The sequence below is a fragment of the Photorhabdus caribbeanensis genome (assembly GCF_018448885.1).
GTDB classification, from domain to species: domain Bacteria; phylum Pseudomonadota; class Gammaproteobacteria; order Enterobacterales; family Enterobacteriaceae; genus Photorhabdus; species Photorhabdus caribbeanensis.
The window spans coordinates 36,226-60,312 of the sequence record NZ_RCWB01000017.1 but is presented as its reverse complement, the minus strand read 5'-3'; the positions used below and the strand labels follow the sequence as shown (position 1 = coordinate 60,312).

General features: G+C 43.5%; 17 protein-coding genes and 5 pseudogenes. 15 read left to right on the top strand and 7 right to left on the bottom strand.

Translation table 11 applies throughout. From position 1 onward, the window contains the following. Positions 1-405 precede the first annotated feature (405 nt). The 6 genes from menF to menE all read left to right on the top strand — a co-directional run bounded on the left by menF (position 406) and on the right by menE (position 7,519). Positions 406-1,725: an isochorismate synthase MenF gene (menF, locus tag EAE90_RS12835; protein ID WP_214053819.1), complete on the top strand. Its 1,320-nt coding sequence runs from the start codon at positions 406-408 to the stop codon at positions 1,723-1,725. Between the two features lie 108 nt (positions 1,726-1,833). Then, positions 1,834-3,528: a 2-succinyl-5-enolpyruvyl-6-hydroxy-3-cyclohexene-1-carboxylic-acid synthase gene (menD, locus tag EAE90_RS12830; protein ID WP_214053818.1), complete on the top strand. Its 1,695-nt coding sequence runs from the start codon at positions 1,834-1,836 to the stop codon at positions 3,526-3,528. Further along, positions 3,489-4,370 (top strand): 2-succinyl-6-hydroxy-2,4-cyclohexadiene-1-carboxylate synthase, encoded by an 882-nt coding sequence (gene menH, locus EAE90_RS12825; RefSeq protein ID WP_246550679.1) that lies wholly within the window; start codon positions 3,489-3,491, stop codon positions 4,368-4,370. Before menD ends, menH begins: the two co-directional genes overlap by 40 nt. Then, the gene (gene menB / locus EAE90_RS12820) at positions 4,303-5,160 is read left to right on the top strand and encodes a 1,4-dihydroxy-2-naphthoyl-CoA synthase (protein ID WP_036783069.1); all 858 of its coding nucleotides are present in this window, start codon (positions 4,303-4,305) and stop codon (positions 5,158-5,160) included. Before menH ends, menB begins: the two co-directional genes overlap by 68 nt. Next, positions 5,160-6,131, top strand: a complete 972-nt coding sequence (menC, locus tag EAE90_RS12815) for an o-succinylbenzoate synthase (RefSeq protein WP_214053817.1) — start codon at positions 5,160-5,162, stop codon at positions 6,129-6,131. Before menB ends, menC begins: the two co-directional genes overlap by 1 nt. Continuing rightward, complete coding sequence (gene menE, locus EAE90_RS12810; protein WP_214053816.1) at positions 6,119-7,519, top strand: o-succinylbenzoate--CoA ligase; 1,401 nt, start codon at positions 6,119-6,121, stop codon at positions 7,517-7,519. The genes menC and menE overlap by 13 nt, the downstream gene beginning before the upstream one ends. Before the next feature lie 83 nt (positions 7,520-7,602). Here the strand turns inward: menE and EAE90_RS12805 are convergent, their stop codons facing one another. After that, entirely contained in the window at positions 7,603-9,045 is a 1,443-nt protein-coding gene (locus EAE90_RS12805; RefSeq protein ID WP_214053815.1) for a catalase, read from the bottom strand. Between the two features lie 285 nt (positions 9,046-9,330). Here EAE90_RS12805 and EAE90_RS12800 point away from each other — a divergent pair, with 285 nt between their 5' ends. Then, positions 9,331-9,873, top strand: a complete 543-nt coding sequence (locus EAE90_RS12800) for a YfaZ family outer membrane protein (protein WP_214053814.1) — start codon at positions 9,331-9,333, stop codon at positions 9,871-9,873. 56 nt (positions 9,874-9,929) lie between these two features. Here the strand turns inward: EAE90_RS12800 and tyrP are convergent, their stop codons facing one another. After that, positions 9,930-11,135, bottom strand: coding sequence for a tyrosine transporter TyrP (gene tyrP, locus EAE90_RS12795; RefSeq protein ID WP_214053813.1), 1,206 nt, complete (start codon positions 11,133-11,135; stop codon positions 9,930-9,932). A 750-nt stretch (positions 11,136-11,885) separates the two neighbouring features. Here tyrP and EAE90_RS12790 point away from each other — a divergent pair. The 7 genes and pseudogenes from EAE90_RS12790 to EAE90_RS12765 all read left to right on the top strand — a co-directional run. Beyond that, positions 11,886-12,143, top strand: coding sequence for a hypothetical protein (locus tag EAE90_RS12790; protein WP_214053812.1), 258 nt, complete (start codon positions 11,886-11,888; stop codon positions 12,141-12,143). Between the two features lie 112 nt (positions 12,144-12,255). Further along, positions 12,256-12,387 (top strand): hypothetical protein, encoded by a 132-nt coding sequence (locus EAE90_RS24285; RefSeq protein WP_281422338.1) that lies wholly within the window; start codon positions 12,256-12,258, stop codon positions 12,385-12,387. Positions 12,388-13,439: 1,052 nt separating this feature from the next. Next, complete coding sequence (locus tag EAE90_RS12785) at positions 13,440-13,715, top strand: hypothetical protein (RefSeq protein WP_214053811.1); 276 nt, start codon at positions 13,440-13,442, stop codon at positions 13,713-13,715. Between the two features lie 480 nt (positions 13,716-14,195). Then, positions 14,196-15,389, top strand: a complete 1,194-nt coding sequence (locus tag EAE90_RS12780; RefSeq protein WP_214053810.1) for an IS4 family transposase — start codon at positions 14,196-14,198, stop codon at positions 15,387-15,389. Positions 15,390-15,504: 115 nt separating this feature from the next. After that, a complete protein-coding gene (locus tag EAE90_RS24480; RefSeq protein ID WP_246550677.1) occupies positions 15,505-15,921 on the top strand; it encodes a group II intron maturase-specific domain-containing protein in 417 nt (138 codons plus the stop codon). Next, positions 15,908-17,510: pseudogene (locus EAE90_RS12770) on the top strand (IS1634 family transposase). The gene EAE90_RS24480 and the pseudogene EAE90_RS12770 overlap by 14 nt, the downstream one beginning before the upstream one ends. Before the next feature lie 263 nt (positions 17,511-17,773). Continuing rightward, positions 17,774-17,947, top strand: a pseudogene (locus tag EAE90_RS12765) (IS982 family transposase); the annotation flags it as partial. 82 nt (positions 17,948-18,029) lie between these two features. On the opposite strand, the gene EAE90_RS12760 reads toward EAE90_RS12765, so the two are convergent. The 3 genes and pseudogenes from EAE90_RS12760 to EAE90_RS24700 all read right to left on the bottom strand — a co-directional run. After that, positions 18,030-18,479: an IS982 family transposase gene (locus EAE90_RS12760; protein WP_339921399.1), complete on the bottom strand. Its 450-nt coding sequence runs from the start codon at positions 18,477-18,479 to the stop codon at positions 18,030-18,032. A 181-nt stretch (positions 18,480-18,660) separates the two neighbouring features. Next, a pseudogene (locus tag EAE90_RS12755) lies at positions 18,661-19,694 on the bottom strand (IS110 family RNA-guided transposase). Positions 19,695-19,773: 79 nt separating this feature from the next. Further along, positions 19,774-20,207 (bottom strand): annotated as a pseudogene (locus EAE90_RS24700) (transposase); the annotation flags it as partial. A 90-nt stretch (positions 20,208-20,297) separates the two neighbouring features. Between EAE90_RS24700 and EAE90_RS24695 the strand changes: the two are divergent. Continuing rightward, positions 20,298-20,606: pseudogene (locus EAE90_RS24695) on the top strand (integrase core domain-containing protein); the annotation flags it as partial. 65 nt (positions 20,607-20,671) lie between these two features. Here the strand turns inward: EAE90_RS24695 and EAE90_RS12745 are convergent. Both EAE90_RS12745 and EAE90_RS12740 read right to left on the bottom strand, forming a co-directional pair. Then, complete coding sequence (locus EAE90_RS12745; protein ID WP_214053809.1) at positions 20,672-22,768, bottom strand: peptidase domain-containing ABC transporter; 2,097 nt, start codon at positions 22,766-22,768, stop codon at positions 20,672-20,674. After that, positions 22,761-24,035 carry an HlyD family secretion protein gene (locus EAE90_RS12740; protein ID WP_214053844.1) on the bottom strand — a complete coding sequence of 425 codons (1,275 nt, stop codon included), beginning with the start codon at positions 24,033-24,035 and terminating at the stop codon, positions 22,761-22,763. Before EAE90_RS12740 ends, EAE90_RS12745 begins: the two co-directional genes overlap by 8 nt. Positions 24,036-24,087: the final 52 nt, after the last annotated feature.

The following is a 24,087-nucleotide window of genomic DNA, read 5'->3' as shown; positions in this document are numbered from 1 at the left end:
TTCTATATTTTAATTAAAGTATTAATTGTTTATATGATAATTCAAATTAACAAGCAATGAGATTTTTGAATAGTTCTATTTGGTTGTTGTGAAAATAAGATATGATTTTTTGAAGAATAAGTATTTATTTCTTTGTTTATAATAACGCTATTTATTTAGTAGATTTTTCGTAGTAAATAAAAGAGTCGTTTTTTATAAATTGCATCGTGAAAATTGATCATACTCATGAACTTGGTATTCGTTATCTGAAGGACAAAACTTCTGATTTAGCCTGTTTAAGTATTGAGATAATAGCATTCCGCTAACGGAATCGAACAATCATAGTTACATAAATAATCAGGGCTTTAATTATTATTAATGCTCCGTATAATCCTACTTTTTATCACGTCTTTTGGGGCAGAAGTGGTGAATCGAATTGCTAATGTTGTCGCTGATATATGTAAAACACTGAATAATGAACAAGTTAGCGAAATTGGTATTCAACAGATTTCATTTCCTCTGCCAGCAGGTTGCAGCACCTACTGGCTGGAATGGCTGGCAGTTCAGTCTCATTATCCGCAGTTCTATTGGCATCATAGAGAGGGCCATGAAGAGGTCGCTGCTTGTGGGCAAATCCATCTTTTCAGTGATATCGCTTTAGCCGAAAACTTTTTACACAGAAACAGTCAGTTTCCACAGATACGGATTTGGGGGCTGAATGCCTGGGATCGGATTCAACCCGCTCGTATTACGCAATCCGAAGTAGGAGAAGCGGGTTATCTGTTTTTACCTCGTATCGAATTACGCCGCTGTCGTGACGAAAGCTGGTTGTATTTAAATATAGCTGGCCGACAGGATGTAAGAAATGCACAGGAATTTTTGCAACAGTTAGTTCCGCACCGGGAATTCTCTGCATTACAAGCGGTGGTCGTGAACGCGGAAAATGTGCCAGAGCGTGCTCAATGGTGTGACTTGATTGAGCAGGCTTTGGACACTATCACCCATCGTAAGATGGAAAAGGTAGTGATGGCGCGTAAGACGCAACTAATACTGAGTGAATCTTTAGCGGCTGCACAGTTTATGGCAGCGAGTCGCCAGATAAATCACCGTTGTTATCATTTTATGCTGGCTTTTAATCGGCACGAGGCATTTTTGGCGTCTTCACCAGAACGGCTTTACTACCGTAAGCAGACTCAGCTTTATACAGAAGCGCTGGCGGGGACGGTTGCCAATTCTGATGATGCTCAGCAAGCCGAAAAATTGGGGCAATGGCTGCTAAGTGATAAAAAAAATCAGCATGAAAATTTGCTGGTTGTTGATGATATTTGCCAGCGTCTTCAAGGAGCTGTGGTTTCTGTCGATGTGGCTCCGCCAGATGTGATTCGTTTGCGAAAAGTCCAGCATTTACGCCGCCGGATTCAGGGAAAATTAAAGAATGCCCGTGATAGTGATTGTTTGCATCGTTTACAACCAACGGCGGCTGTTGCTGGATTACCTCGTGAAACGGCACGTGATTTTATTCGTGATAGCGAACCATTCAATCGTGACTGGTATGCGGGTTCCGCAGGATATCTTTCCTGTGAACAGAGTGAATTTGCGGTTTCCCTACGTTGCGCAGAAATTAACGACAATTTACTTTCACTGTATGCTGGTGCCGGGATTGTGATGGGTTCTGATCCACAACAAGAGTGGATAGAAATAGAAAATAAAGCTGCTGGGCTGCGCACTTTACTGAAAGGTGGTTAATGAAAACAATCTCCGATTAAATGGCAATTCATTGAACTAGGATAAAGAAATAATTATTTGTGCCGTTAGGCTAATAGTCAGCTTTTATAGAAATTCTCTGAGTAAACTATGTCAAACAGCGCATTTAACCGCCGCTGGGCGGAACTTTTATTGGAAGCACTTACCCGTCATGGATTACGTCATGTTTGCATTGCACCCGGTTCACGTTCCACGCCTTTGACAATAGCTGCCGCAGCAAATAACAAACTGATTTGTCATACTCATTTTGACGAACGTGGATTAGGGCATCTGGCACTGGGATTATCCAAAGCAAGCAGAGAGCCGGTTGCCGTTGTCGTTACTTCTGGAACCGCAGTGGCGAATCTCTATCCTTCATTAATTGAGGCCAGTTTAACGGGTGAACGAGTGGTTTTCCTTACGGCTGATCGACCGCCAGAATTGATGGACTGTGGCGCGAATCAGGCTATTCGTCAGAATGGTATTTTTGCTTCTCACCCATGCCAAACAATCTCTTTGCCAAGACCGACTGTAGATATACCGGCAAGTTGGTTGGTTTCTGTCATAGATCACAATATGGCGAATTTGCGGCATGGGGCCTTGCATATTAATTGCCCATTTGCTGAACCATTATATGGTAATGAAGAGCCTACTTATGAGGAGTGGCAGCAGCAGTTAGGCGAGTGGTGGAAGAGTAACGAACCTTGGTTGAGCCAGCCAGTCGCTAATGTTGTGGCAGAAGTGCCGGATTGGAACTATTGGCAACAGAAAAAAGGCGTTGTATTGGCTGGTCGAATGAGTGCCGAAGAGGGAGTTAACGTTGCTAAATGGGCAAAAGCATTGGGCTGGCCGCTGATTGGCAATGTGCTTTCACAAACTGGGCAGCCATTGCCTTGTGCCGATTTATGGCTGGATAATCCTCATGTGCAGAAGATCTTAGCGCAGGCGCAACTGGTAGTGCAGTTTGGTTTCAGTCTGGTAGGGAAACGTTTGTTACAGTGGCAGGCGAAATGCCAGCCGCAGGAGTTTTGGATTATTGATCCGATGCCAGGCCGGCTTGATCCTACCAATCATCGTGGCAAAAAATTGACCTGCCATATTGCTGACTGGTTACTGGCTCATCCCGTACAGTCGCGTGTACCGTGGGCACAATCGCATACACCGTGGGCAGAAGAGCTTATTGTCTGGTCAGAAAAAGCGGTTAACTGCGTCAGAACAGAGTTGGCAGGGAAATTCGGTGAAGCAACGGTGGCCTATCGATTGCGTGAATTACTGCCTGAACGGGGGCAGTTGTTTGTCGGTAACAGTCTGATTATTCGTTTGATAGATGCATTGGGGCAACTACCGGCAGGGTATCCAGTTTACAGTAATCGGGGCGCTAGCGGCATTGATGGATTAATCTCCACTGCGGCGGGTGTGCAACGGGCGACAGCAAAACCCACTTTGGTTGTCATCGGTGATTTATCGGCGCTTTATGATCTCAATAGTTTGGCACTGTTGCGTCATCCTTCCTCACCAATCGTGTTAATAGTGGTAAATAATAACGGCGGACAGATTTTCTCTTTACTACCAACCCCGGAAGAAGCGAGACAACGTTTTTACTGTATGCCTCAGCAGGTTAATTTTGAGCATGCTGCGGCGATGTTCGGCTTGAAATATACCAGCCCACAAAGTTGGATGGAGTTACAACAAAATATTGAGCAGGCATGGCAACAAAATGAAACCACACTGATTGAGCTAAAAGTACCGGAGAAAGAAGGGGCTGAATGTTTGCAACAACTGTTAAAACAGGCGGCAATGTTGTGAGTCTGGCTTGTCGCAAGTTCAACGGTTACAACGACCGCCCTTGGCTGGTGTGGTTGCATGGATTATTGGGCTGTGGTGATGAATGGTTGCCGTTAGTGAATCTGTGTGCTCAATATCCCTCATTGGTCATCGATCTGCCCGGTCACGGTGATTCCACTGACATGCAGGTAAAAGATCTTATGGATATGAGTTGCCTTTTATCTGAAACATTAGCAGAACAGCGAATTAGTCAATACTGGCTGATTGGCTACTCCTTAGGGGGCCGTATTGCTATGTATCATGCCTGTTATGGTGATATTCGGGGATTATGCGGGTTACTGATTGAAGGAGGAAATCCTGGGTTATTTTCCCAACAGGATCGGAATAATCGTCTCGAACACGATAGAAATTGGGCCGGACGTTTTCGTTCTCAGCCGATTGAACAGGTTTTATCTGATTGGTATCAGCAGCCGGTTTTTTCTGATCTATTGCCTGAACAGCGTCAGCAACTGATCAAAGTACGCCGTCATAATAATGGCAATGGTGTAGCTAATATGCTGGAAAGTACTTCACTTGGATTTCAACCCTGGTTAGTCCCGGTACTGCAACAATTGAAGTTACCTTTTGTTTATCTGTGTGGTGAAAATGATAAGAAATTTCAGCAATTGGCAAAACATTGCACTTTGCCGCTGCAAACTATTCCAGGTGTTGGGCATAATGCTCACCGGGCGAATGCAGAGGTGTTTGCCACGGTAGTAAACCATTTTTTATCACTCTTTAATAAGGAATACGAATATGATTTACCCGAGCGAAGAAGAACTTTATTCCCCAATCATATGGCAGGATTGCTCCGACGGGTTTGAAGATATTTTTTATCACAAATCCACCGATGGTATGGCTAAAATCACCATTAATCGCCCGCAAGTACGTAATGCGTTCCGGCCATTGACGGTTAAAGAGATGATGCAGGCGCTGGATGATGCCCGTTATGATGACAATATCGGTGTGATTATCCTGACGGGGATGGGTGAAAAAGCTTTTTGTGCTGGTGGTGATCAAAAAGTCCGTGGCGATCATGGTGGTTATAAAGATGACAACGGCATGCATCATCTGAATGTCTTGGATTTCCAGCGCCAGATTCGCACTTGTCCAAAACCTGTCGTTGCTATGGTTGCTGGATATGCGATTGGTGGTGGTCATGTACTGCATTTGGTGTGCGATCTGACTATTGCTGCTGACAACGCTATTTTCGGTCAGACTGGGCCTAAAGTGGGTTCTTTTGACGGCGGTTGGGGGGCATCTTATATGGCTCGAATTGTTGGTCAGAAAAAAGCCCGCGAAATCTGGTTCTTGTGTCGTCAATATGATGCTAAACAAGCGTTGGAAATGGGGTTGGTTAATACAGTTGTGCCTTATGCGGATCTGGAAAAAGAGACCGTTCGCTGGTGTCGTGAAATGCTGAAAAATAGCCCGATGGCTCTGCGTTGCTTAAAAGCGGCTCTAAATGCGGATTGTGATGGCCAATCTGGATTGCAGGAGCTGGCAGGTAACGCCACCATGCTTTTCTATATGACAGAAGAAGGCCAGGAGGGACGTAATGCATTTGTTGAGAAACGCCAGCCTGATTTCAGTAAATTTAAACGTAACCCATAATGCGTACTGCAACTTTATACCGGTTCAGATTGCCAATGGAGGCAGGAGTTATCCTGCGATATCAGCGGCTTAAAACTCGTGATGGTTTTTTGGTTCACTTACAGGAACATGGTCAACAGGGATGGGGTGAAATTGCACCACTACCGGAATTCAGCAAAGAAACGGTTGAACAGGCCGGTGAAGCCGCGGTGACATGGCTTAAACAGTGGCGCCTTGGCGCTGAACCTGATGAAAGTAAATTACCTTCTGTCGCATTTGGGATTAGCTGCGCATTAGCTGAATTGCAGGGTAAATTACCGGAAGAGGCTGACTACCGGAAAGCGCCACTGTGTAATGGCGATCCTGATGAACTGATTGTTCGTCTCAGTAACATGAGTGGTCAAAAAGTTGCCAAAGTGAAAATCGGGCTGTATGAAGCTGTACGTGATGGCATGGTCGTTAACGTTTTGCTGGAAGCGGTGCCGGATTTGTCTTTGCGGCTGGATGCTAACCGCAGTTGGAGCCGTGCTAAAGCGGACAGTTTCGCTAAGTATGTCAATCCTGATTACCGCCACCGAATTGCCTTTTTGGAAGAACCTTGTCAAACCCCGGGAGAATCGCTCTCTTTTGCCCGTGATACAGGGATCGCCATTGCATGGGATGAAAGCGTTCGTGATGAAGGTTTTGAGGTAGAGGCACAAGCAGGGGTGACTGCTATTGTGATTAAACCCACTTTGATAGGAAGCCTTTCCCGTTGCTGTCAGTTGATTTCAGCCGCGCACAATGCTGGATTAGAGGCGGTGATCAGCTCCAGTATTGAAACCAGCTTCGGTTTGACTCAGCTTGCCCGTATTGCTCATTGGCTGACGCCAGCGACTATTCCTGGACTGGATACGCTGGAATTGATTCAGTCTCAGTTGGTGCGCCGTTGGCCGGGCAGCACGATGCCAGTAACAAGATTGGACGAGTTAGAAATCGCATGGCGCAGTTAAATCCATTTTCCCAGTGGCCGTGGCGCTACTGGGCATCGTTTAGCCCTGAAAATATTGCTGTTAAGTTGTGTGATCGTTCCCTAACCTGGCATCAATTAGTTATCTCTTTGGATACCATAGCGGCCAATTTTCGCCAACAGGGGGTAGTTGAAGGTAGTGGCGTAATGCTGCGAGGAAAGAACAGCGAAGAGATGTTGTTTTGTTATCTTGCGGCGCTACAGTGTGGTGCGCGGGTATTGCCACTGAATCCTCAATTGCCTGAAATGCTCTTGGCTGAATTACTGCCGCATTTGAATATCGATTTTGTGGCTGATTTTTGTGGTGACAACTTGCCTGTGGTGGATGCCAGATCCCTCGATTGGCAAAGTGAACCATTAAATTCTGATGATAATTCAGTGGCATGGGATGCTATGCGCCCGGTCAGTATGATACTGACCTCTGGCTCTTCTGGATTGCCTAAAGCGGCTGTTCACTCGATTTATGCTCATCTTGCCAGTGCGCAAGATGTACTTTCAGCAATCAATTTTCAGCAGCAAGATAGCTGGCTGCTCTCATTGCCGTTGTTTCATGTATCGGGCCAGGGGATCATTTGGCGCTGGTTAATGCAAGGGGCCTCCTTGGTGCTAGGAAATAGCAATCTGTTGGATCACGCTTTAGCGGATTATACTCACGCATCATTGGTTCCGACGCAGCTTTGGCGACTACTGGAGCAGTCACAAAATCAGTCACTGAATTTGAAAGAAGTTCTGTTGGGGGGATCAATGATCCCCATTGAATTGACTCAAAGGGCGGAGCAGCAAGGTATTCGTTGTTGGTGTAGTTATGGTTTGACCGAATTGGCTTCAACAGTATGCATTAAACGGGCAGATGATTTTCCCGGTGTCGGTAATCCCTTACCGGGCAAAGAAATTCGGCTGATAAATGAGGAAATTCAGATTCGTTCTGGCAGTCTTGCCAATGGATATTGGCTGGATGGAAAATTACAGCCATTGACTGATAGTGATGGTTGGTTTCATACCCGTGATCGAGGAGTGATACAAAATGGTGAGTTGCGTATCCTTGGTCGGATGGATAATCAATTTTTCAGTGGTGGAGAAGGGATTCAGCCGGAGGATATTGAACGGGTGATTAACACCCATCCGCAGGTTGCACAAAACTTTATTGTTCCCGTCCCCGATTCTGAATTTGGTTATCGCCCTGTCGCGGTGATAGACAGTAATTTATCTGAGGTTATTGATACATTACCTGAATGGTTGATTGGTAAACTGGCTTCTTTCCAGCGTCCGGTAGCTTACTATCTGTTGCCTCAACAATTTAAAAATAACGGCGTTAAAATTTCCCGTCAGCAAATTAAGAAGTGGGTGTTGGATTTGCCAAGTTTATATTGAGTTATTTTGATTTGTTTTCGTACTGCCCATTATTTATCGTGTAATAATGGGCAGAGATGGTTAAAAAACTGTGTTGTTAGACATTATCCTTTCATTTTTTTCAGCGCGTTTTCAACACCGGCGCCATATTCAGGGTGAACTTTTCTAAATAGCTCAACCTGACGACGTTGAGTATCTTCATGTGCGTGTGACAGTTCACTGGCGATACGATCAAACATACGTTGGTGTTCTTTACTGTTTATCAACATAAACAGTTTACGAGGCTGGCTGAAATAATCTTCATCTTGACGATGGTTCCAGTGGTCGGCGTCTCCTTCTAAAGACAATGATGGATGTTTGAATTCAGGTTGTTCCTGGAACAATCCTGCATTGTTTGGTTCATAAGTCACCGTGTTTCCACTGTTGCCATCGACACGCATTGCCCCATCACGGTGGTAATTATGGAACGGACAGCGAGGGGTATTGACCGGAATTTGATGGTGGTTAACGCCAAGACGGTAACGCTGAGCATCACCATAAGAGAACAGACGGCCTTGTAACATCTTATCAGGGGAGAAACTGATGCCTGGCACGACATTAGCGGGGTTGAAAGCAGCCTGTTCAACATCTGAGAAATAGTTATCAGGGTTACGGTTTAGCTCGAAATAACCGACATCAATCATTGGGTAATCGCCGTGAGGCCATACTTTGGTCAAATCAAATGGGTTGTACGGTAACAGATTAGCTTCTTTCTCTGGCATGATTTGGACTTTTAATTTCCAGCGTGGATAATCTCCTTGTTCAATTGCTGTAAACAAGTCACGTTGAGAACTTTCACGATCTTTACCTACCAGCGCTTCTGCCTCTTCGTCCATCAGATTTTTAATGCCTTGCTGACAGCGGAAATGGAATTTCACCCAGAAACGTTCATTATCTGCGTTGATAAAGCTGAAAGCATGGCTACCAAAACCGTGCATATGACGGAAAGATTTAGGTACGCCACGATCACTGAAATCAATGGTTAATTGGTGCAGTGTTTCAGGTTGATGAGAGAAGAAATCCCATTTATAGGCAGGATTACGTAAATTAGTGTGGGGATCGCGTTTAACAACATGGTTAAGATCTGGGAACTTCAGTGGATCGCGAAGATAGAATATAGGGGTGTTATTGCCGACTAAATCCCAGTTACCTTCTTCAGTATAGAACTTAAGCGCAAAACCACGAATGTCACGTTCAGCATCTGCTGCGCCGCGCTCACCGGCGACGGTTGAGAAACGGGCAAACATCTCGGTTTTTTTGCCTATTTCAGAAAAAATCTTAGCTCGGGTGTATTTAGTAATATCGTGAGTCACCACAAAAATGCCATGAGCACCAGAACCTTTGGCATGCATACGGCGTTCTGGGATCACTTCACGATCAAAATGGGCAAGCTTTTCTAAGAACCAAACATCTTGTAACAACATAGGACCACGTTGACCCGCAGTCATGACATTATTGTTGTCAACGACAGGGGCGCCAGCATTCGTTGTAAGTCCTCTCTTTTTCATCACACTTCTCCTGTTTTACATGAAAAAAAACAGCGGAATCGCTGATTAAGAAAAATGTTCTGGTCAAATGGCGAAATGCAAATATTGTGTTTTTTTATAATTTATTTATTATTTTCTGATTTACTATTTAATACGAAATTATTTATATAGCTAATTATTAAGTACATGAAATGAAGAATTCACACATATTTAGTAAGTATAGATGATTCATTTCTTTTTGTTGTCTATCGGTTTAGCTGTATTTGCGTAAGATGTGTAACATTAAGTAAATAAAGAGGAAATGTAATGAAGATTTATCTTGCTGCGGTAGCAACCAGTTTGTTGTTCATGGCTGAGTCTGCGAATGCGATTTCCGTGAATGTTCAGGTTGGTCGTCATTTCACCAACACTTCTGCGGCAATTGGTGATAACAGTGCCGGGTTATCTTTCAATGGCAACTGGGCACGCAGTGATCATAACGGGCAGTTGGGAAGTTTGGGAACCGCATTTAGCCTGCCTGTCGGCCCATTGACGGCCAGCATTGGCGGTAAGGCTCTCTATTTATCCCCTAAAGATGGGAAAAATGGTGAGGCATTAGCAGCGGGTGTGGGGTTGAGTTGGACTGTTATGCCCTCTTTAGCTCTGTACGGTGAAGCTTACGGCGCGCCATCCAGATTAACTTCGGGTATTGATTCTTATGTTGAGGCTGTGGGTGGCTTACGTTTTACCGTATTTAAGCCGTTGACGGTGGATGCTGGTTATCGGGTTATGAACATGAGAGGGAAAGAGGGGAATAGAGATAACAAATTGGCTGATGGATTTTATATCGGTGCCGGTTTGAATTTCTAATTTACTTTTTGCGTGTTGTCCGCACCATTTCTGATGCGGACAGTTTCGACTGCTAATTAACCCACTTCTGGCAGTAAACCACTGACAATACCTATTTGGATGGCAATGACCGTAATTCCGCAAAGAAATATCAGAACCAAAGCGGGTTTTCCGCCTTTTACCCGATAGGCTTTTTGCTCAATTTGACGGCTGCGCCATGCCAGCATGGAAGGCAGTAACAAGGCGAGAATGGACAGTGCTACCGCGGCGAAAGTTAACGCCATAACAAAGTTTGGATAGTACAAGGAGCAAAGTAGTGGTGGAACAAAAGTAATGATGCCGGTTTGCAGGCGGCCTGTCGCGTTATTACGGCGTTTGAACAGATCTGCCATGTAATCAAACAAACCTAAGGAAACGCCAAGAAATGAGGTTGCCAATGCCAAATCGGCAAACAGACGGACAGCAAGCTCTACACGAGGCGTCGCGACAACCTCTCTCACCGCTTTTAACAGCCCATTCAGCCCTGATTGCTCCGCTAAGATCCCGACAAAAGTATGAGAAGAGATAGCGCCCAGAGTGGCTAATTGCCATAAAATATAGGCAGTCAGCGGGATAGCACTGCCGATAACAAATATTTTGCGTAACTTACGGGTATCGCCTCCCATATAATTCACGATACTTGGCACACTGCCGTGAAAACCAAAAGAGGTGAATACCACGGGAATAGCCGATAATACCAAACCTTGTTCCAAAGGCATTGACATCAAGTTAGTACTTTTGATGTGGGGCATCATGACGGTCAGCATAATAACCAGGAAAATGATTTTTGCAGTAAATAGCAGGCGGTTAATCATATCGACAGATTGAGTACCGATAGTGACAACACAACCTGCGACAAGGGTGAAAATCAGTACGCCAAATGAAACAGATATGGGTTTACCCAGCCATGAAGAGAGGCTGTCTGACAGCAACTCACCGGCACCACTGATATAAGCGGTTGTCAGGGCATACATGAGGAAGAGCATACTGAAACCGGTGAGCCATTGGCCTCCTCGACCAAGATAACGTTTTGCCAGCGTTCCCAGACCCGTATCAGCCGGGCTGTATTGATAAACTTCCACCAGCAATAAAGCGGTATAGCTCATCAAAACCCAAAGAGCGACTAACATCACAAAGGTTGTTCCAAAACCGACACCGGCTGCTGCCAGCGGCATCGCCAGCATTCCTGCGCCAATTGTCGTGCCCGCTACGATAAAAATACTGCCAAGAGTACGATTCTTCACGCTTTCCCCTAGTTTCTGAACTGATTGAAATCATTATGGAAAGGCAGGCTAAAGGATTAATTTATTTATGTCAAATTAAGGTTACACTTAGTGTAAATAAATAATTACAATTGTGTTTTTGCATGATCCTAAATTATGCATTTCATTAAATATAAAAAGTTATTTATTCTATTGAGTATTTAAAAAAACAGACTTTATTCACACTTAAATAATATAATTTTTTATTTTCATCTGGATTACCAATTAAAATAAGGCGTTATTCATTATTTTAACAATTAACGCATGGTGAAATAAAAATTATCAATGGAAAAAATAACTGTTTGTTTTAGGAAAATCTGCCTTAAACTCCGACCAATGCGAGTCTGTCACGAAAGTTATCCCTTACTTAGTTAAGATCTGGGTTCCTATTCCAAGCTCAGATCCTCTATAACTACATTCTTACGAATTCCTACGACAACTGATGCTTTCCGTTCACACCGGTCGTCAGTTTGTCACCGCTCAGCACCAACCAACCTGTACTGAGAAACCCTACTACCTGAAATAATTCTGGGAACGCATTGCATTTATTGTTTCTGATATGCTTGATGAGTAGTAGGATTGGGTACCTTTCGAACGTAATTACGTCTCATCAGGCAGAGCCCCGATTCCCTGTGTTTCATGATGGGGATCCTGCTTTATGGAATTATGAGAGGGATCCGTTCTCTTCGAAGATTTGAACGGTTGGTACCTCTGGATTTGGGATGTATCTTTGTGAGTCATGGCATCACATTTGATCACGCCAGACACGGACGTTTCATCTATCAACATCAATTCACGCTGATGGATTGGTTTTTTGAGGAGTTAGCTTCATCCGTGTTATATCACGGTCAATCCAGTGTCTCATGTCTTGCGGGTGATGGAACAGTGATAGAAGCGGCGTGTTTTCATTATCATCTCCTGACTCAGGAAGCGATTTTGCGAGAAAAAAAGACTTGGCTATTGCTCTCGGCAATCACAAAAAGAAGATAAAATAAAACAATTGGAGCAGTCTGCTGTTTTCCTACAAATTCGACAAAAAAATCGTGAAAAAGAAGGAAAAGCAGCCAGTCAATGATGTATCAACCCGACAGAGTAGGAGGCCATGGTTCAGCGACTCAAGCAGGATCGGGGATTTTCCAGTGCGTATAAACCTTCAGTTTTAGTCAGTCAGGCCCGAGTTATTGTTGCTCAGACCGCAGATCCTTCCAATAAAACACGGATTATAGTGGATTGACTGGTTCAACATTATCGGCTATCAGAGGGGTATCCCAAACCCCTTTTACTGGATACGGGTTGTTTTCATGACGAGGTTATTTCTGGGACTGAAAAATATCAAATTCTGTTGTTCTGCCCTGAAGACAATGGGTACCAGAGTCTAGGAAAAATCTCCCCAAAATCGCAGTTTATTTATCACGAGGAAAAAGACCTTTATATCTGCCCAGCCAATGACCGATTACGTCATGTTAGTGCAGTAAAACCTTCCGAAAAGAGCTGTGGGCATTGGGTCTATACCGGACTTGTGCTGATTGCAAGAAAAAAGAAAAATGTACGTAGGTAAAAATGGCAGAAAAATCAAACAATGCCCGAAGGACGAAGCGCGGTATAAACTCCGTACACGTATGACCAGGTCTGAGTCAAAGAAGGTGATTGTAGAGCTGGTGTTTTCTGCATTATGCGGTATCTAGGGACGGATGTGTTTTCGGAGTAGAGGCTTATCAGCAGTTATAGTGGAATTGACCTTGTGTGCCATGGAATATAACTTATCAAGGGCAGTTGCCCTGATATTATGGGTGATTTTTAGCTATTATGGGCTGTCAGTATTAATAACAGGCGATAAATCTCTGTGGGCTTATTTTCACTCTTAAAAGAAATGCCGACCTTTTGCGACAGCCTCGATAGGGGATAGGGAGCAGTCACTTGAGTTCATTGTGGTTAAACATGAAATTACTTAACGTTGATGAAATTTGAAATAATCTATGTAAAGTAGACTATTCCCGCGTGAGAGCATGATAGCCTCTGCAATTATTTATATAATAAAATAAGGAAAAAAGACAATGAAATACAATTTTAAATCTGCCATTTATAATATCCTTAGCCTACTAGCAACAATAATAGTTACATATCTTTCCTCAGTATCATTCATAAACAACAACAACATTGCGGATATTATACTTGCCGTAATGTCCTTTTTCGGGTTTAGATCAATATTAAAATTTTTGTTTACTATCAAATGATAAAGATTTATATTCCAAAATTAGAATAACATAGTAATGGAGGACATTTAGCATGAAAATACTTGATTTTAAAGAAATTGAATTAGTATCAGGAGGCGGGGGAGCTCCAGCATCGGTAGGTAATGCCGCAGGTGTTGCTGCTATTGCTGGTGCTATAGCTGGGATACCTGGAGGGCCTGCTGGTGTTGCCATTGGAGCTGCTATAGGCGCTATAGGGGTAGCAGCTGGCTCTACCGTACCATCAGGAGGCGGTAATACAGGAAGTTTTGATTATGATCCACGATATGATTGGCCTGGGACTGAAAGTAGGTATAATAGATTTAGCTAAACTCTAACAATTAAATGAAGAGTACATATACAATTGTATTCTTCATTTGTGACTTTTCAGACCTCGACTGACAGTTTTATATATATTTAACAGGTATTAGTTGAGGTTAATATGAACAAGTAAAGAAGAACAGGAGACTAGAAGAAAGCTCAAAATATTGGCTCATGCTCAAGAAGGCAATAATGTCAGTAAGACTTGCCGTTATTGTGGGAGCTCTCAGGATAATTTTATAAGTCGGCACTGTACCCAACGCTGAGGCAGATCGATCGCAAACTCGTGTTATGGCTGACCCGCAAACATAAGCGTCTCCATGGCCATCGACGACGTGCCAGCCACTGGCTGGCGAGGGTGGTGTGGAAGGAAACGAAGTTGTTTGCCCACTGGCCGCTACTATGGGGCTGAGGGATCCCCAGAAAAATGAGACAGTCATAGCATGATGTGATCTACTGGTTCTTTCCATAATTCAATGAGATCACCGTTATGTCTGTACATAAAGTATGCCAGAACTTTTTCCAGGACGTTTTAGCTCCGTTTCACAAATATCGGCAACAAGCTCTGCTTGATGCAACAACGGCGTTAATCAATGGGGCATCTCTGACGCTGACCAGTATCGAACGTTTTCTGCCCGGACCGGCTCAGGTCAAAAACAAGATAAAAAGGGTTGATCGCCTATTAGGAAATACATCTCTTCACAACGATATTCCTGAGATTTTTAATAATATTACCGCCATGACAACTCGCCAGTTGCCTCTTTGCGTTATTTCTGTGGACTGGAGTGGTTATCCATCGCAGGAGTATCATGTGCTTCGTGCCAGCCTCCTTTGCGCCGGTCGGGCAATTCCGTTATTGAGTTGGGTTGTATCCTCGGAAAAACAAAATAACACCTTGATACAAAATCAGTTTCTTGATTCCCTCGTTAAAGCCGTCTCTTCCGATGCCAGAGTCATCATCGTCACAGACGCAGGATTTCAGAGTCCATGGTTTCGACATATTGCCTCATTGGGCTGGGATTTTATTGGGCGTATCAGGAATAACGTTCAATTTCACCTGGCAGATAGTCCTGAAATATGGCTGAAAATCTCTGACTGTCCTGGGACAATAACGCCGAAATACATGGGGGCGGGAACGTTGGTCAAAGAAAAGAAAAACCGTATTAATGGTCATTTTTATACATACAAGAAATTACCTAAAGGGCGGAAAAGTCAACGTTCAAAAGGCAGGCCAATGTATACTAAAACAGACAACGAGTATCGGCAGTCAGCAAAAGAAGCTTGGCTTATTTTCAGTAGTACAGACGATTTAAAGCCACGGGAGATCATCAAGTTATACAGTCGTCGCATGCAGATAGAGCAAAACTTCCGCGATGAAAAAAGTGAGCGTTTCGGATTTGGTCTTCGTGCCAGCCATAGTCGCTCTGCGGGTAGAATGTGGGTACTGAGCCTACTGGCAACACTGAGCACAATCGTCCTGTGGCTTATTGGTTATCACGCGGAGAATAAGGGATTACATTTGAGATATCAGGCCAACAGTATCAAATCACGGCGGGTCATCTCATATCTGACGTTAGCGGAGAATGTCTTACGACACTCCCCACTGATTTTAAAGCGAATATCACTGAATGATGCTCTTAACCACTTAACAAGGGTCTACCGCAATATGGTGCTGGTTTATTAGCGCCGATTTGTGGGGATCCCTCAGTACTATGGGGGCGGGCTTCAATGAGAAGAGCCGGATGAGCTGAGAGGTTCACGTCCGATTCCGTGAGCACCTGAGGGGGAGGTTCCCTCGGGTGACTCGACGTCTGGTTCACTGTCAGAATGAAGCTCAGGCCAGAGAAATACGGAAAATACTGGAACGACGTTTCAGTGAGTGTGGACTGGAACTGCACCCGGACAAAACCCGGATTGCCTACTGCAAGGATGGGGACCGAAAAGGCCGGTATGAACACATCAGTTTCGATTTCCTTGGATACACATTCAGGCCAAGATTGGTGAAAAACCGCAAAAGGAGCAGCCTGTTTGTGAGTTTTACGCCAGCAGTCAGCAAAACGGCGCAAAAGGCCATGAGATTCAAAATTCGCAAGTTGAAGATCCGAATGCGGACAGAACTGAACTTAACACAGATGGCAAACTGGCTAAATCCCATGATAAGTGGATGGTTGATCTATTACTTTTATTTGCCGGAAAGTCACTATGTTCATACCTGAGCCTGTCATTAAACGTCTTGATCACCTGGGACTTATCGCCGCTTTCTGTCATGAAGCCGGATTACCCCGTATGATTGATGCCATTATCCCAAAATACGCAGAGCATACTGTTTCTCGCGATGAGCCTCAACGGGCTGGGATTTCACAGCCGGACACTCCATATGTTTTCCGGGTTTTTCAGGCATAAGCCTATTGAACGCTTGATGGGTCCCGGTATTGACGCAGAACATCTCAATGACGATGTCCTCGGCCGTACACTGGATGCTTTATATGAGGCTGGCGTATCGGAGGTTTATCAGGTGCTTGCTGAGCAGGTTATTGATAAATTAGGAATAAAATCGGATTCTGTGCATCTTGATATCACGAGTTTCCACGTGGATGGGGAGTACAAGTCATCGCCCGATGAGGAGACTCAGCGCATTGAACTGACGCGGGGTTACAGTCGTGACCACCGGCCCGACCTCAATCAGGTTATCCTTGAGCTGATTTGTGAAAATCAGGCGGGGATACCGGTTTACATGCAGGCGGTGAGTGGGAATACCAACGATGCCAAAGCGTTCGCAGAAGTCACAAAACACCATATTAGTTGTCTGAAAGCGGCGCAAAACAGCCGCTATTTTGTCGCGGACGCCGCGCTGTATAGTGAAGCGACAATATCTTCTCTTCATCAATAAAAACAACGCCTTATTACCCGCGTACCGTTAACGGTTAAGGAAGCTAAACAGCAGCTGTGGAACGTGAGTACCCGCCAGCTACAGCCTTTTACCGAAGGTTACGCGGGATGCTGGATTGAATCCCATTATGGCGGGGTTCCGCAACACTGGTTACTGCTCAGCAGTACGGCTGCCGCGCAACGTGAAGCACAGGTTTTCGCGAAAAACACCCTGAAATTAACGGAAAAAGAGCTGAAATTGTTTGAAAAATTGTGCAAAAAAGCGTTTGCCTGCAAGGAGGATGCGTTACATGCCCTGCGTGATTTTGAATCCGTCTGCCAGTTTCTCGCTGCTGATGCTCCGGAGGCGAAGGAAATCGTGACTTATCAGGGGTGTGGACGTCCGGCAAAAAATCAACGCGCTCAGATTCATTATCAGCTATCGGGCCGGGCTTACAGCCAGCTGGATAAAGCCACCGATGCCAGACTCCAGGTGGGGATGTTTATTCTCGCCACCAACGACATGGACGAGGAAGCCCTTGATATGGAAACTTTGCTGGCCAATTACAAAGCCCAGCAAAAGGTTGGGCGGGGCTTCCGGTTTCTGAAAAGCCCGGAGTTCCTGACCTCTTCCATGTATCTGAAAAAATCGGAACGCATCGAAGCTTTATTGATGGTGATGACGTGCAGTTTAATGGTTTATGCTGCGCTGGAACATAAAATTCGCAGCGGATTGAAACAAAATGAAAATGCGGCATTTTACCCGGATATGAAAAACCGGCAGACACAATCGCCCACCGCCCGTTGGGTATTTTTAACCTTTGAAGGGATTAATACCTTCGAATTTCAAGAGAATCGAAGGGTAACGGGTATACAACCGTACCAAAGTGACCTGTTGAAAATATTGGGTCAATTGTATGAGTCTTTTTATTCCTGAATTGGGTGCGGAATGTCGGGTATAAGGTATTCAGGTAACTCAACAAAGCATTAGTGCGCTGGGCCAGACGAAAGTACAAGGCATTGAGAGGCATAAAACCCAGGCTTCAAAACTGCTTCAAAGGATTGCAAAGCAGCATCAGGGGTTGTTTGCCCATTGGCGGGCAGGAATGACAGGCACGTTTGCTTGATGGGAGCGGTATGAGTCGAGAGGCTCACGTACCGTTCTGCGAGAAGCTGCGGGGGCAGTTCCCGCGGTCTACTCAACCGATTAATGGGCAATTAAAAACCTTTTCTCCAATAGAGCATTCTCACCACCGAAGTATAAAAGGATTTATGTTGACTGTTTTAAGCGGTTTGATTGCTTATTGTCTTAAATGGAAGAAGCCATCACTGAAAGTTTTTTGTTCGGAAGACGATTTTTCAGTGACGGCTTAAACAGAATTCGGATTAATTAACCTCAGCTTCGTTTAAAAATAGCGATATCACAATCCCGTAAATTCAAGCTCGGTTTTTTAGGTTAGAATGTATAAGCAATTAGGCCAGCGACGATTTCCAATAAAAAACCGAGCTGACTGCGGTGTCTTGAATGCGCTATTTGAGAAATATTTTTAAGCTGATCCATGACCGTTTCTATCAAAAATCGCCTTCTTAACATCAGCTTATCCCAGAGAGATGATTCTTTTGCCTTCATGTCATTACGGACATGAGTGATTAACGTTATTCCTTCTGCTTCCAGTTCATCGCACAAAGCCTGCGACAAATATCCTTTATCGCCATATAAACATCCGGTTAACCCTTGTACCAGCGCTTTGACGGGATGGCGATCATACTTATTTCCTGAGGTCAACTTCACTGCCAGAAGTTCACCACAATCATTGATAACCCGATGAAGTTTAAAGCCATAAAACCATATATGGACGCCCCCGGTTGTGCAAGCATTGAATCGATACGGTTTGCTACCATATATCCGGCGTCATAAAGGACTTATTTGCCTGCGCCATGATGTCATCCGCACCCTGTTTCCTTATCATCCAGCATCGGTATGTGACTACCTGGGTTTTACTCAGGTTATTGCAGGGTCGATAGCCGTTTTTTCATCAGTGTTTGCAAACTCGGTTAAAGCGTCTGTTTCGATTTACTTCATTCAATTAATGGATAGCAAAAGCTTTTTTCATATTAAAATCAACCTCATCCGTCAGAATGCGCCAAATAATTCGGGTCAGCTTGTTAGCTAAAGCAACCACAGCTTTCATGGCGCCACATCGGGTAATCAACGTTCTTAGCCACTCGCCTAAAGGGTCATCCCGTTTTTGTACGCCCTGCATCATCGCGCGGGCACCATGAATAATTAACGTTCGGAGATGACGGTTGCCCTGTTTGTTCAGGGAAGAGAGACGGCTTTTCCCGCCCGAACTGTGTTGCTGGGGAACCAAACCACACCAGGCTGATAGTTGCCGGCCATTAGCAAATTGGGATGCGTTGACGTCACTCACGAAAGCCGCCGCAATAAGGGGACCGACACCGGGAATAGTCAGCAAGTGCCCATACCCTGGTTGCTGACGGGACAGTGCCATAATTTCGTTATCCATTTCATGAATGCTGACGTTTAAATCCCGCAGATCTTCCCACAGCGTATGCAATAAACGGCGCAACACACAAGACAGGGGGTTATCGCCTTCCTCCAGAATATCAGGCAGGTGCTGTTGGAGTTTCTGAATACCCACCGGCACAATGATTCCCTGTTCAGCGAGAAAGGCCCTGATTTGATTAGCAAGGGCGGTACGCTGTTCCACCATGAGCTGCCGGGCACTGCGCAGTGCTTTGATATCTTGCTGTTCTACGGTTTTGATGGGAACAAAATGGAGACCGGGTCGACAGCCGTTTCACAGATAGCCAGCGCATCATTAGCATCGTTTTTTTGATGATGGCTGAAAGCTTTTACATGCTGGGTGGGAATAATCCGGACATGATAGCCCATAGATTGTAACGTCCGGCCCCAATAATGAGAAGTAGCACAGGCTTCCATAGCTATGAGCGTTTCAGGTGGAAAAGTCCGTATGGTATCAAGAAATTTTTGTCGGGGAATTTTTCGATTCGAAGCAATAGACCCGTCTTCCATCCAGACACAAACTTGAAAAACGTTTTTAGCGAGGTCAATCCCCACCACTTTGATCATATTCATGAGATGTTCTCCCAAAATTCAGTGTATCGGAAAAAAATGACACTCTTTACCGCTGAAAAAGGGGACGTCCATCACATCAGCCAGTACTCGTTTTCCCTCGCTGTGCGACGCCCTGAAATACGCGATGACGGGGAATACGGAGATTGTGGCAAACAGCAATTTGGGTTGAATCAATAAAAGCGATCCCCTGGGTTTCAGCCTTGCGTGACGAAAGAAAAGCACAGAGAGGAATGAGAGCGCCCTTTGCTTCAAGGTTAACATCCGGGTGTAGCTGACCAACTGGGGAAAATCGGCTTGAAGATAGTGTTTAACATGCTGAATATAAAACGTTTTAAAATCATGATAATGGCTCGTGTGGAATAAAATGAGTATCGTCATGACTTCACTGAGAGAAAGGGAAGCTTCGCGGCAATGTTTGAACAAGTCATTTTCAATTAACTGTTGATGCCAGAGAGGAATAAATTTTTGGCAAAAATCATCGACGCAGCAGTAAAGTTCTTCTAAATTAAACAGGCCTGAGGATCTCCACGATTTTGTTTTCTTTGATAAAAACTTTGATCGTGCCTCAGGCACTTAGTTCCCTTCTTAAGCAAACCTCAGGTTAATTATATCGTAAAAAAATTCCCTTTCAGAATCAAAATAATCTGTACAGATAATGGTCACGAATTTCAATCTAAATTCCATTGGCATCGTGAGTATTTGGAGCTTGAACTCGTGTATATCAGATCTGCCTGCACCAATTTAAATGGGAAATTTGAGCGTTTCCATCTTACCAATAACCGACAAGCAAGAGTTTTACCCATTACTGAACTATAAGAGGATGTAGATTTAGAAGCCAAATTGGCTGAATGGGAGGCGTTTTACAACTATCACAGGCCATACAATGGCTTGAAATGTAAAACGCCTTATTAGACCCTTGTTGAGAAAATGACTTAAAAATGCTCTGTCAATCGAACGCAGAGATTACACACTTAAATTCATAATCTGATAACTTTATCAGCCGAATTTATCGTCGAATCCCTGTGTGCAATTATTACTCTTGTTATATTCATTTTGCTTATTGCTTGGTTTACAAAGAACTCACTTTCTTTATCAAGATGACTTGTCGCTTCATCCATGAAAAGAATTCTTGGTCTTCTGTACAGCGCTCTTGCAATAAAAATACGTTGCCTTTGACCACCTGAAAGGCCTTCTCCCAGTTCTCCGATAATCGTTTCGAATCCCATCGGCATTTTAATAATATCATTGTGAATATAACTTGCTTTTGTACATTCTATAAGCCATTCTTCATCTGTTACTGATTGAAACCCGCAGATATTTTCTTTGATTGAACCAGAAAAAAGTTTATCTTCTTGCATAACACAGGATATCATACGTTGGTAGTTATTAATTCCAAGTGAAAATATATCAGAGCCGTCCACTAAGACTTTACCAGATGACGGTTCAAATAATCCGCAAAGCACTTTCATTAAAGTTGTCTTTCCTACTCCTGAAGGACCGGTAATAGCCACACTTTCACCGGGCGCTATAGAGATGTTTAGGTCCGTAAATACTGGGTATGACTGGCGGTCATATCGGTAGCTTAACCCCTTTATTTCAAGAGATACTGGTTGCATCATGGAGACATATGGTACTTCCGGTTTCCTTTTTTCCTTTCTGCTCAGAGCAATATCAGATATACGTTCATTATGCATGTTCAGCATCCTTAACTGAAGCAACATTCCGGTCAACGAGGCTATCCGCTCGGAGAATTGGCTTCTAAATGTCCCAAAAGCTACAAACATACCTATTGTCATCTGGTTATCGATGATGAGGTTGGCACCTAGCCATAAAATTATCACTTGGTCGCAGGCTGAGATGAATGTGTTCAAACCGCCGAATAGCATATCCATCTTTGTGAGCTTTATGCTTGAATTTGCCTTATCTATTATTAGGTTAAGCCAATTATTTCCTCTTAATTCTGCCATTCCCTGCGTTTTTACTGTAGATATCCCGTAAAGAGTTTCCATAAAATACGAATTGGCTCTGGCATCTCGGACTAATACTTCTTCTGACAGCTGACGATAATATGTGTAAGTAGATAGACGAATAATCACATACAGTGCTGTAAAACCAATAACAAACCAAGTCAGATAACCACCGTATAATATCATCATAATCAACACACCGGTGACCATAATGCTGTCCATAATAACTCCAACAACATTAGTAGTGAATGTGGATCTCAGAACCTCAAGAGAACCGAACCGAGATTGAATATCACCCAGCTTTCGCTTTTCAAAATAGTCTAGAGGAAGACGCATCAAGTGTGAGAAAAGCCCGGATTTCCACTGGATATCAATCAGTGTTCCCATTACAAGCAATGACCAAGCTCTCCCCATACTTACCACCGCCCGTAGTAGAATAAAAAACAATAATCCAATACAAATCAGTGTTAGCAGTCCATTGTCTTCTGAGGGGATAACATGATCCATAACCAGCTGTGTACTTACAGGCATCAGTAGATTTATAGATTCGATAATTAAAGACAGACAAAAGATTTTCACCAAGGAACTTTGTATGCCTTGAACTCCTCGGATGAGCTTCCTTAAATTCACCCTCTTCCGAACGGTTTGTACCTTAAAATCGTTTCCGGGCCATACTTCCATTGCTACCCCAGTGAAGTGCCGGGATATTTCAGCTAGACTGATAATTCGATGTCCTTGAGCTGGATCGTGAATTATAAAGCGGTTGGTTTTTATGCCGACTAATACTACGAAATGGTTAAAATTCCAGTGAAGAATACACGGGGTTTTTAGGGAACTTAGTTCGTCTATATCTAGAGACAGAGGTCTTGTCATCATGTCAAGTTGGGCTGCAATTTCTGCTATACCACGAAGAGTTGCACCACGCGGTGAGATGTTAAATCTTTGTCGGAGAGAAAACAGATCAATATTCTTCCCGTAGAAAGCGCATATCATCGATAGACAGGCTAATCCGCATTCCGCAGATTCAGTCTGAAGTATCTGTGGGACGCGTTTTTTTGATGATACGTTGAGATTTTTTATGATGTGTCTGAAGGTATTTTTAATCACGGATCGATCCTGCGATACTGTTTTTCATATCGTAAAATGGAGAAAACATCCACTGGTATAACTTTCTGTTTTCGAGAAAAATAGTAACTTTCGCTTTCATCCCACTTTCTATTCTCAATACCTTACCATTATAGAATAAGTTGTTTTTTTTCGGTCGCACTAAAACCTTATAATAAGTAGAGTTATTTGTTGATAAACTTTTTGGTGCCCCTGGGTAAGTCATCATTTCCTGAACTGATGCAGGAGTCTTGGATATAACCTCTATTTCACCTGAGAATTGACCAAATTTTTCAACAGGAAAAGCCTCATATCTTATATTAACATTACCTCCCGGTGATATATAAGGAACAGCATCATTAGGAACCCAGATAACAAGATAATGTTTCTTCACATCGTTTGGCCTAATTTGCATTAGGCTGTCACCTAAATTTACCATCTGTCCTTCAGTCACACTTAATGAATCCACTTTGCCATCTGAAGGAGATTTAACAACAATATACTCACCTGCATCAGTATTAGTTAATTCTTTCTGTAACTCATATTTTTGCAACTCCATTTGATAAATACGACTATCAAATTCTGCTGACTGTGTCTGAATTTGTCCATCAATATTGATAATTTGAAGTGCATTCTGTTCGTTCTGGCTACCCAAACTTAACAGATTATTTTGCTGTTGGTAATAGAGGGCTACTTGGTTAGTTAGTTGATCTTTGGTTATCAGCCCCTTTTTCTGATAAACTTCATAATGTTCCATGTTACTTTTCATTAAGTTAACACCCTCCGTGGCTTTTTTAATAATTTCAGAAGATCTATTAAAAGCCTTAATATACTGGCTTTTCTGTTTTTCTAGGTATCCTATTGTATTTTCCTTGTTGACTTCTAACTTGGATATAATTTTCTCTATGTTCTCAATCTGACTTTTGATGTCTCTACGTTGGTTATTGCTAACAACTCCTTTTTTAGTAGTTTTACTTACATCAATCTGATAGATTTCCTGCCCTTTTTTTACAACCTGTCCTTCAGATAGAAACTTATTTATAACGAACCCTTGCGACGTAGAATAAACACTTATAGCTCTAGGATATGTGATTATTTCGCCATTAACATTGATTCTTCTGGTATAGCTTCCTAAAATAATAAAGGCAAGGATAATGGTGATGAAAAAAATACAAATTGCTACAATTAGCCAAGCAGGGATCCCGGGGAGCAGAAGAGCTCGACCGTTCCATTTAGCTTTTTGATTATCAATCGCTTCCTGTCGAAAAATCATCTGCACATCCATCTCTAAAATCTATATACTATATAAAGAATAAAATTTA

Excerpts from the sequence above, each read along its gene's own strand:
- menD (WP_214053818.1), top strand. The coding sequence starts at position 1,834 with ATGTCAAACAGCGCATTTAACCGCCGCTGGGCGGAACTTTTATTGGAA.
- menH (WP_246550679.1), top strand. The coding sequence starts at position 3,489 with ATGTTTGCAACAACTGTTAAAACAGGCGGCAATGTTGTGAGTCTGGCT.
- menB (WP_036783069.1), top strand. The coding sequence starts at position 4,303 with ATGATTTACCCGAGCGAAGAAGAACTTTATTCCCCAATCATATGGCAG.
- menC (WP_214053817.1), top strand. The coding sequence starts at position 5,160 with ATGCGTACTGCAACTTTATACCGGTTCAGATTGCCAATGGAGGCAGGA.
- menE (WP_214053816.1), top strand. The coding sequence starts at position 6,119 with ATGGCGCAGTTAAATCCATTTTCCCAGTGGCCGTGGCGCTACTGGGCA.
- EAE90_RS12805 (WP_214053815.1), bottom strand. The coding sequence starts at position 9,045 with ATGAAAAAGAGAGGACTTACAACGAATGCTGGCGCCCCTGTCGTTGAC.
- EAE90_RS12800 (WP_214053814.1), top strand. The coding sequence starts at position 9,331 with ATGAAGATTTATCTTGCTGCGGTAGCAACCAGTTTGTTGTTCATGGCT.
- EAE90_RS24285 (WP_281422338.1), top strand. The coding sequence starts at position 12,256 with ATGGTTCAGCGACTCAAGCAGGATCGGGGATTTTCCAGTGCGTATAAA.
- EAE90_RS12785 (WP_214053811.1), top strand. The coding sequence starts at position 13,440 with ATGAAAATACTTGATTTTAAAGAAATTGAATTAGTATCAGGAGGCGGG.
- EAE90_RS12780 (WP_214053810.1), top strand. The coding sequence starts at position 14,196 with ATGTCTGTACATAAAGTATGCCAGAACTTTTTCCAGGACGTTTTAGCT.